Genomic DNA, 2,260 nt, shown 5'->3' on the forward strand with positions numbered 1-2,260 from the left:
CCTCCGCCCGGTGCCGGGCCCCCACCCCCGGGGGCCCGGCACCGGGCGTGTGCGCGCCCGCTCCACACGGACCGGGGGCCGTTCTCGCGACACACCGCGACACACCCGGACGGCGGCAACGCGGTGGCCGCCGCACGGCCGGGCGACCGGAACATTAGACTCATCGGATCGGCACAAGCCCGTACGGCTCGACCAGCAAGGAGGCACGGGTGGCTCTGCTGACCCGCATCACGGGACCGCGCGATCTCGACCGGCTCAGCCCCGAAGAGCTCGACCAGCTCGCCCGGGAGATCCGGACCTTCCTCGTCGAGGCGGTCTCCAAGACCGGCGGCCACCTCGGGCCCAACCTGGGCGTGGTCGAGCTGACCATCGCCCTGCACCGGGTCTTCGAGTCGCCCAGGGACAAGGTCCTCTTCGACACCGGACACCAGAGCTACGTCCACAAGCTGCTCACCGGACGGCAGGACTTCTCAAGACTGCGGGCCAGGGGCGGCATCTCCGGCTACCCCTCGCGGGCCGAGTCCGAGCACGACGTCATCGAGAACTCCCACGCCTCCACCGTGCTGGGCTGGGCCGACGGACTGGCCAAGGCCAACCAGGTGCTGGGCCGCGAGGACCACCACGTGGCCGCGGTCATCGGCGACGGCGCGCTCACCGGCGGCATGGCCTGGGAGGCGCTCAACAACATCGCCGCCGCCAAGGACCGCCCCCTGGTCATCGTCGTCAACGACAACGAGCGCTCCTACGCGCCCACCATCGGCGGCCTGGCCGACCACCTGGCCACCCTGCGCACCACCGACGGCTACGAGCGCTTCCTGGCCCGCAGCAAGGACCTGCTCAACCGCACCCCGGTCGTCGGCAGGCCGCTGTACGAGACCCTGCACGGCGCCAAGAAGGGCATCAAGGACGTCATCGCCCCGCAGGGCATGTTCGAGGACCTGGGCCTGAAGTACCTCGGCCCCATCGACGGCCACGACATAGCGGCCCTGGAGTCCGCCCTGACCCGCGCCAAGCGCTTCGGCGGCCCGGTCATCGTCCACTGCCTGACCGAGAAGGGCCGCGGCTACCAGCCCGCCGTCCAGCACGAGGCCGACCGCTTCCACGCCGTCGGCGTCATCCACCCCGACACCGGGCTGCCGGTGGCCGCCTCCGGCGCCGACTGGACCTCGGTCTTCGGCGACGAGATGGTCGAGCTCGGCCGCGAGCGCGCGGACATCGTGGCCATCACCGCCGCGATGCTCCAGCCGGTCGGCCTGCGGAAGTTCGCCGAGACCTTCCCCGACCGCGTCTACGACGTGGGCATCGCCGAGCAGCACGGCGCCGTCTCGGCGGCCGGACTGGCCACCGGCGGACTGCACCCGGTCTTCGCCGTCTACGCCACCTTCCTCAACCGCGCCTTCGACCAGGTGCTGATGGACGTCGCCCTGCACAAGTGCGGGGTCACCTTCGTGCTGGACCGGGCCGGGGTCACCGGCACCGACGGCGCCTCCCACAACGGCATGTGGGACATGTCGATCCTCCAGGTCGTCCCCGGACTGCGGATCGCCGCCCCGCGCGACGCCGACCAGCTGCGCGCCCAGCTGCGCGAGGCCGTCGAGGTGAAGGACGCCCCGACGGTGGTGCGCTTCTCCAAGGGCGCCGTCGGCCCGTCCGTGCCCGCCGTCTCCACCGTCGGCGGCATGGACGTGCTGCGCGAGGCGCGGACGGAGGAGGGCGAGCGGCCGGACGTGCTGCTGGTCTCGGTCGGCGCTCTGGCCCCGATGTGCCTGGAGGTCGCCGACCTGCTGGAGAAGCAGGGCATCTCCACCACCGTGGTGGACCCCCGCTGGGTCAAGCCGGTCGACGAGGCGCTGCCGCCGCTGGCGGACCGCCACCGCGTCGTGGTCACAGTGGAGGACAACAGCCGGGCGGGCGGCGTCGGTTCGGCGATCGCCCAGGCGCTGCGCGACGCGGGCGTGGACGTGCCGCTGCGCGACTTCGGCATCCCCGCGAAGTTCCTGGACCACGCCTCCCGCGCCGAGGTGCTCGCCGAGATCGGACTGACCGCGCCGGACATCGCCCGCCAGGTCACCGGTCTGGTCGCCAAGCTCGGCGGCCGCTACGGCACCGGGGACACCGAGAGCGCCGGGGACACCGAGCGCGCGGACGGTCTCGGGGCGGAGGCCGCCCGGGACTGACGCCCCAGGGCCCGACCGAGCCCTCTTCCCCGGCCGGCCCGTCCGGTGTCCCCGGACGGGCCGGCGAGCCCGGTTCCCGAGCC

At 73.2% G+C, this 2,260-nt stretch carries 1 protein-coding gene; it reads left to right on the top strand.

The annotated features are described in order from the left end of the window. Positions 1-209 precede the first annotated feature (209 nt). The gene (dxs, locus tag L7D48_RS28305) at positions 210-2,177 is read left to right on the top strand and encodes a 1-deoxy-D-xylulose-5-phosphate synthase (RefSeq protein WP_237883874.1); all 1,968 of its coding nucleotides are present in this window, start codon (positions 210-212) and stop codon (positions 2,175-2,177) included. Positions 2,178-2,260: the final 83 nt, after the last annotated feature.

This window comes from Streptomyces sp. ICN903 (assembly GCF_022015835.1).
Lineage (GTDB): Bacteria > Actinomycetota > Actinomycetes > Streptomycetales > Streptomycetaceae > Streptomyces > Streptomyces fenghuangensis.